General features: G+C 32.9%; 4 protein-coding genes and 1 other annotated feature. All 4 genes read left to right on the top strand.

The features are described from left to right. Positions 1 to 122 precede the first annotated feature (122 nt). Positions 123 to 342: a binding site (T-box leader), on the top strand. A 49-nt stretch (positions 343 to 391) separates the two neighbouring features. Beyond that, positions 392 to 1,423: a phenylalanine--tRNA ligase subunit alpha gene (gene pheS, locus HMPREF1639_RS01620; protein WP_036762557.1), complete on the top strand. Its 1,032-nt coding sequence runs from the start codon at positions 392 to 394 to the stop codon at positions 1,421 to 1,423. Positions 1,424 to 1,440: 17 nt separating this feature from the next. Then, on the top strand, positions 1,441 to 3,831 hold the full coding sequence (pheT, locus tag HMPREF1639_RS01615) for a phenylalanine--tRNA ligase subunit beta (protein WP_036762555.1): 2,391 nt from the start codon (positions 1,441 to 1,443) through the stop codon (positions 3,829 to 3,831). A 4-nt stretch (positions 3,832 to 3,835) separates the two neighbouring features. Continuing rightward, a complete protein-coding gene (locus HMPREF1639_RS01610) occupies positions 3,836 to 4,558 on the top strand; it encodes a Fic family protein (RefSeq protein ID WP_084572441.1) in 723 nt (240 codons plus the stop codon). Positions 4,559 to 4,682: 124 nt separating this feature from the next. After that, positions 4,683 to 7,178, top strand: a complete 2,496-nt coding sequence (locus tag HMPREF1639_RS01605; RefSeq protein WP_036762553.1) for an FtsX-like permease family protein — start codon at positions 4,683 to 4,685, stop codon at positions 7,176 to 7,178. The last annotated feature ends 148 nt before the right edge of the window (positions 7,179 to 7,326 follow it).

Here is a 7,326-nt window from a genome sequence, read left to right as displayed (position 1 = left end):
AATATTTTAGGGAGTTAGTTGTAATAAAAAAGTCCATAAAAACTTGACACTGTCAAAGTCCATCAAAAGCTTGAATTTTTTCAAATAGTCTGATAAAATTAGATTTATTAACAAGAATATAAGTAAATGCTTTGAAGGAGAAAAGTAGACTGGTAGATGCAAGTCAGAGAGTAGTTGGTTGGTGAAAAACTATTTGCCCTATCGATTGAAGTTCGCTCCGGAGCAGTCCAGCTGAACTAAGAGTAGGTTGGAACGTGATGTGCGTTAAATTTTTGAGGTGGTTTGTGGTATATTCACAGACTATTAGGGTGGTACCGCGATTTCAGACCTTTCGTCCCTATGGATGGAAGGTCTTTTTTATGTTTAAAAATATATGAAAGGAAGATTAGTCATGCAGGAAAAATTAAAAAGTCTTAGAAAGTTGGCTGAAGAACAGATAAAGTCAGCTGGAAACTTGGAAGAAGTTGAGAAATTAAGGGTTGACCTACTTGGTAAAAAGGGTGAGTTAACTAAGATACTAAAGGAAATGGGCAAGCTGTCAGCAGAGGAGAGACCAGTAATAGGTAAGTTAGGAAATGAGGTCAGGGAAATGATCACATCCTCTATTACTGAGAAAAAGGAAAATATCAAGTCTGCCATGCTTGAGAAAAAGCTGGAAACAGAAAAGATAGACGTAACTATGCCAGGTAAGGAATTTAAGGTAGGAAAGAAGCATATCATCAGCAAGATGGTAGACGAGGTTACTGAAATATTTATGGGTATGGGCTTCTCTATAGCAGAGGGACCAGAGATAGAGACAGTTAGGAATAACTTCGATGCCCTAAATGCACCAAAGGACCACCCATCTAGGGATATGACGGATACCTTCTATATTACTGAAGATATACTTCTAAGAACTCAGACATCTCCAGTTCAGGTTAGGACAATGGAAGAGGCAGTCAAGAACAATGACCTTCCCCTAAAGATAATAGTACCAGGTAGGTGCTTTAGAAGTGATAGTCCAGATGCTACTCACTCACCAATGTTCCACCAGATAGAGGTCTTGGTAGTGGGCAAGAACATTACATTTACAGAGTTTAAGGGAACTATGGAGACTTTTGTAAAGAAGCTATTTGGTCCTGATACAAAGACAAAGTTTAGACCACATAACTTCCCATTTACTGAGCCGAGTGCAGAGATAGACGTTTCATGCTTCAAGTGCGGAGGCTCAGGTTGCCCGGTATGTAAGGGTGAAGGTTGGATAGAAATATTGGGAGCAGGTATGGTTCATCCAAATGTACTTAGAAATTGCGGTATAGATCCAGATGTCTACTCAGGCTTTGCTGCAGGTATGGGAGTTGAAAGACTAGGTATGTTGAAGTATGGAATCGATGATATCAGACTTATGTTTGAAAATGATGTTAGGTTCTTGGACCAGTTCTAATTAGGAGGTAGTATAATATGTTAGTTTCATTAAAATGGTTAAGAGATTATGTTGATATAGACCTTGATGCCCAGACATTTGGTGACAAGATGACCATGACAGGTACTAAGACTGAAACAGTAGAGTATTATGGTCAGGAAATATCAAATGTAGTGGTAGGCAAGATTTTGAAGATAGAGGATCATCCAGATGCAGACAAGCTGGTAGTGACTCAGGTAGATGTTGGTCAGGATCAGCCTATACAGATTGTTACAGCTGCAAAAAATGTATCTGAAGGAGACTATATACCACTTGCCCTTCATGGTTCAAAGTTATCTGGCGGCCTATCAATTAAAAAAGGTAAGCTAAGAGGTGTAGAGTCAAATGGTATGATGTGCTCTTGCAAGGAGCTAGGAATAGACGAAAAGTTCGTTGAAGACTATAAGAAAAATGGAATCTACCTATTGGATATGGAAGATTCATACACTCCAGGTATGGATATCAAGGAAGTCCTAGGCTTAAATGACGCTGTTATAGACTTTGAGTTGACATCAAATAGACCAGACTGTAGGTGTATGATTGGTATAGCTAGGGAGGCAGCTGTAACCCTAGGAACTAAGACAAAGTATCCAGAGATAAGTGTAAAAGAAGAGTCAGACAAGGCAATTGATGTTGACATCCAGATTGAAAACCCAGATCTATGCTATAGGTACCTAGCTAGAAGGATTACTGATGTTAAGATAGAAAAATCACCATATTGGATGCAGAGAAAGTTGATTGAAGCAGGTGTAAGACCTATCAACAACATAGTCGATATCACCAATTTTGTAATGTTGGAGATGGGCCAGCCTATGCACGCCTTTGATATGAGAGAAATAGGTAACAACAAGATAGTAGTTAAAAATGCCAAGGAAGGCCAAGTATTTACTACACTTGATGAGCAGGAAAGAAAGCTTGATTCAGAAATGTTGATGATTACAAATGGAGAAAAGAACCTAGGTATAGCAGGTATTATGGGTGGACTAGATTCAGGAATAAAGGACGATACAGTAGAAATTATGTTTGAATCTGCCGTATTTAACCGTGAAAACATAAGAAAGTCATCAAAGAAACTAGGCCTAAGGTCAGAGGCATCTTCAAGATTTGAAAAGGGAGTTTCCCTAGACAATGCTGAATTAGCCCTAGAGAGAGCAGCCCAGTTAGTTGAGGCCCTAGGTGCTGGTAAGGTAATGAAGGGCAAGGTGGATGTATACCCACAGGTAAAACCAGTCCAGACAATCACAGTTAGTCCAAGAAGGATAAACGCCAGAGTAGGTGTAGACATACCTATGGATAAGTTCTGTTCAATACTTGAAGAACTAGAGTTCAAGTGTAACCTAGTATCAGAAGATGAATTAATCCTAGAGGTACCAAGCTTCAGACTAGATATAGAGCAAGAAGCGGATATATTTGAAGAAATAGCAAGGATATATGGATTTGAAAATATACCATCCGTCCAGCTACAGGGTAACTCAACAGCAGGTGTAAAAACTGACAAGCAAAAGTATTTAGAAAAAGTAAAGGACACAGCTATAGCTTGTGGCCTATATGAAATATTGACATACTCTTTTGTCAGCCCTAAGGGTCTAGACAAGATTAGGGTTTCTCAGGATTCAAAATTAAGGGATGTAGTCAAGCTTATAAATCCACTGGGAGAAGATACATCTATAATGAGAACTACCCTAATCCCAAATATGCTAGATGTTCTATACACTAACGCATCTCGTAATATAGACCAGGCAGCAACATTTGAATGTGGTCACGTATTTACTCCAGACGATATGGCAGGAGTTGAAGAAACTAGGATCTGTATAGGAATGTACGGTGACGATGTAGACTTCTTCGTATTGAAGGGTCTAGTTGAAAAGATATTTGAAAGAGTGGGTCTAGGCGGACATAAATACATAGCAGATGGAGAAAATACATCCTTCCACCCAGGTAGGTGTGCAGACATCCTATGTGATAACAAGTATCTAGGTACAATAGGTGAAGTCCATCCTCAGGTATTATCTAACTATGGTATAGGCAAGAGGGTATATATAGCTGAAATAGACTTAGATACTGTATACAGTCTAGCCAACGATACTATAATCTTCAAGTCACTGCCTAAGTATCCAGCCATTACTAGGGATATAGCCCTAGTGGTTGAGGACAAAGTTGAGGTAGCATCTATAGAAGAGGTAATCATGGACAATGCTGGAGGTCTGGTAGAGGCTTGTAGGCTGTTTGACGTATACAAGGGAGACCAGATAGGTCAGGGATACAAGTCAGTTGCATATTCAATCGTATACAGGAGCTTGGAGAAGACTCTTACAGATGATGATGTGGTAGCTGTACACGACAAGATACTAGCTCAGCTAAAGGTAAGACTTGGAGCCGAATTGAGGTAGTATCATGGATAGTCTTTTAAATATTTTAAGACAAGAAAAAGACCATAGTATTCCTGGTAGGATCTACCACAAGCTACAGATTGAAATGACCTATAATTCTAATCATATGGAAGGTTCTATGTTGACGCATGACCAGACTAGGTATATTTTTGAGACTAATACCATTGGTATAGATGATAGGGCCATCAAAGTCGATGACATTGTAGAAACAGCAAATCATTTTAGGTGCATTGATATGGTTATAGAAGAGGCAGAAAATAAGCTGTCAGAGGCATTTATCAAGAACCTACATCGTGTATTAAAGAATGGGACAAGTGATTCACGCCTGGATTGGTTTGCCGTTGGCGATTATAAGAAACTAGCCAATGAGGTAGGGGGTAATGAAACCAGCCTTCCAGACAATGTTTCAGGGGATATGAAGGTTCTTATAGATAAGTACAACTCCTTGAACAATAAAAGTTTGGACGATATACTAGATTTCCATGTAAGATTTGAAAGAATTCATCCTTTTCAAGATGGCAATGGCAGGATAGGAAGATTAATTCTCTTGAAGGAATGTCTGGCTAATGATATTGTACCCTTTATAATCAGTGATGATTTAAAGTTATTTTATTATAGGGGTATTAAGGAATGGCCTAGAGAAAAAGGCTATTTGAGGGATACTTGTTTGACTGCCCAAGATAGGTTTGGGGTCTACTTGAAATATTTTGGGATAGATACAGAATAAAAATAAATGGTTGATTATACAATCAACCGACTTTATAATAGCTAGAAAAAATCATGATATTAACGAATTGTGTAATGTTATGAAAGAAAGAATTGAAAAACTTTTTATATAGGAGGAAGTAGTCGTGAGAAAACTAATTTTTAATTCTATTTTAAAAGATTATAAAGATAGTTTGCCAACTATAGTAATTATATCTTTTATGATATGTGTTGTTTTTTCTAGTTTGACTGCTCAATATAGTCAATCTTCTTATGTTAAAAAAATTATAGAAAATAACACAACCAAAGCGCAAGCCGAGTTTTTTGATGTAAATAAATCACAATTAAAATTAATAAAAGATGAAAAAAGTATAAAATCAATGAGTATAACTAAAAGCTATGGTAATGCCTATATAAAAAATAGAATTTCAGAAAATATACTAGAATTTAACGAGGAATACTTTGAAAATTTTAATCTTAGACTAGAAGATGGTAGAATGCCTATTAATCAAAATGAGATTATATTAGAAAAAAGTATACTACAAAAATATAATATTAAACTAAATGAAGTAATAAACATTAGAGGAAACAAAATAATTGAATCTAAAGAAGGAAAAAAAGAATATGTAAATTATAGTATAAATTCTAAAGTAGTAGGTGATTATGTTTATCCGAGCATAATAGAAAATTTATACAAATATCAAGATATATTTATAAGTAGTAATAATGAGTTTAATAAAATAATAAATAATGAAAATTTGAGTTATAACGGTACAATAATATATAAACCAGGAGTTAATCCAATTAGTAAATCTGCGGAGTTAAGTTATAATATAAATTCAAGTAGTGATCATATTGTGCCAAATAGTATGTATAATGATTTAAATGAGCAAATAGCAACATCTTCGACTTTTACTAATACAGATAAAGTTACAATATTAATTGCAGGAATCATTATATTGAATATCTCTATTTTAAACTCAATAGAGGCATCTAGAAGACAAGGTTTAATTCGATTACTAGGGTGCTCAAAGAAAAAAACAATATTAATAGAAATATTAAAAAGCCTTATAGTATATTTAGTATCATGTTTTCTAGCTTATATAGTGAGTATATTTATGAGCAAAATTTTAATTAACGAATTTGACTTTACTGGCTCTTTGATAAATTCAAGAAAAGCAAATTTATTATTAGATATAAAGTTATTTATTAAAGTTATATATCCACTTTTTATAATATATTTAGCTACAACAATATATTCGTGTAAAGGAATATTTTCTAAAACTCCAATAGAACAATACAATATAAGTAAAGATTATTCTAGTAGATTTATTAAAGAATTTAATATTAAAAAGCTAGAGAATAAAATTTTAATAAATAATATATTAAGTGAAAAGTTATTTGTCATATCGAATACAATAATATTAGCTTTTTCAGGATATATGTATCTAGTTAATTATTATAATAATAATGTTCCTGCGGGAGTTACTAATAATGAATTGGCTTTTTATGAAAAAGTAGATTTAAATATATATAGAGATCTTAATGTAAAAAAAGATATAGTAGCTCTTGAAGAATGTAAAATAAACAATCTATCTTCCTTAAATGGAATAAAAGAAATTTATAAGGTTCAACATGAAGATGGATATGAATATCTAAATACTAGTCAATTAACTACGAAATATAAACAACAACAGATGATAAAGGATAATGAAACAAAAGGACTACGTTTTAATGTATTATCTTTTGATAATAATGCGATGGGAAAATTTTTGGTTGATAATAAATTTATAAAGGATAATATAAAAATAAAATCTGGAAACGATATACCGAATGTACTAATTTATAATCAATTCTATTCTATAATAGACCATAAAAATCAAGACGTTATAAAAGGTTTAAAACAAGGTGATATTATAGAGGTATCTCTGCCATATTATGAGAAAAATGGTGATATGAAGTTTAAAGATCATAAAGTAAAAATAGCCGGATTCTTAAGTAAACAGTGGTATATATACTCGAATACGGAACAAACAATACCAGATATAATATTTTCAGATACAGATTTTGACAAACTAGTGGGAAGAAATACGACTGATAATATATATATTTCTTTAAGTAATAAAAAAAGTGTAGATACTGTAAAGAGTGAAATAGAGAAAAAAATTGGTAATAGAAATCCTTATATGGGAATAAAAACACAAAGTGAGGCGTTCAATGAAGCCAATAAGCTAGTGGATAGCTTTAAAGTAAGAAAAATTACAATATCATATTTCCTATTATTAATGTCTAGTGTAAATATTATTATAGGTTTGATTGTAAGTTTTATAAGAAATTATAATGTTTATAGCATATTTAATGCATTAGGAGGAAAAAGAAAGAAGATAAAGAAAATATATATATGTGAAATATTAGTATTAACAATTCCAGGAGTATTAGTCGGTATTTTGTATAGTACATTTGATGCATTTAGGTTTTATAAATTTTGGAAAGATAGAGCAATACTAAAGGGGTTAAATACTAGTATGTCATTTATGGTACCTTCCAAAAATATAATTTTATATGTTATGCTAGTTATTTTTTCGGGGATTATTGCATATTCATTTATAAATAAGATAATAAATTCTATTAAAGTAAAGTAAATACGATATTAAATATTGTGCACAGATAATTCAATATATTAAACTAAAAATAGGGGTTGATTGTATAATCAATTTGTACAACTGAATAAAAACGGCTCTATGTCAAATAACGTTGGTGATAATTTAAATCAATAAAATCTATTAAATT

The organism is Peptostreptococcus sp. MV1 (assembly GCF_000758885.1).
GTDB lineage: Bacteria > Bacillota > Clostridia > Peptostreptococcales > Peptostreptococcaceae > Peptostreptococcus.
This window is presented reverse-complemented; position numbering and strand designations above follow the sequence as displayed.